The sequence below is a fragment of the Oleiphilus sp. HI0117 genome (assembly GCF_001635235.1).
This window is the reverse complement of the sequence record NZ_LWGA01000548.1, coordinates 1-427: the sequence shown is the minus strand read 5'-3', so window position 1 is coordinate 427 and position 427 is coordinate 1. Positions and strand designations below refer to the sequence as shown.

Annotated in this window: 1 pseudogene; it reads right to left on the bottom strand. The window is 46.4% G+C overall.

Annotation, left to right across the window (positions count from 1 at the left end):
- Positions 1–427, bottom strand: a pseudogene (gene cca, locus A3757_RS26515) (multifunctional CCA tRNA nucleotidyl transferase/2'3'-cyclic phosphodiesterase/2'nucleotidase/phosphatase); the annotation flags it as partial.

Here is a 427-nt window from a genome sequence, read left to right as displayed (position 1 = left end):
AAACGGTCTAGCTGCTCGCCAATTTCTTTCCCTTTGTAGCCCTCGGCAACGATTTCTTTTGTGGTGATTAAGCTGAGAGTGTGTAATATCCGGCTAAAAAGATCTGCTTGTTGGTATTGCGCCTTTTCAAACCCGGTCCTACCTCGTGAGTCTGCCTTGCTGCACAGTAATATTTCTGCAAAGCGCTCAGGGCGTCTAAAGGCGTCGCACTGCTTTAAAACTTTCAGAATGGTTTCGCTTCTTAACTCAAAAGCTTTATGGATGTGCGTGTGATATTCACTGCATAAACATGCCAGGTCTCGGTATTCATTCGGTACTCGATTTCGTTCACAGAGCTTCTTTATCGGCTCTAAACCTAGGCGCTCATGGCCATGATGGCTTGGCCATTTTTCAGGGGCGGTACAAGCTTTTCCCAAGTCGTGTGTAA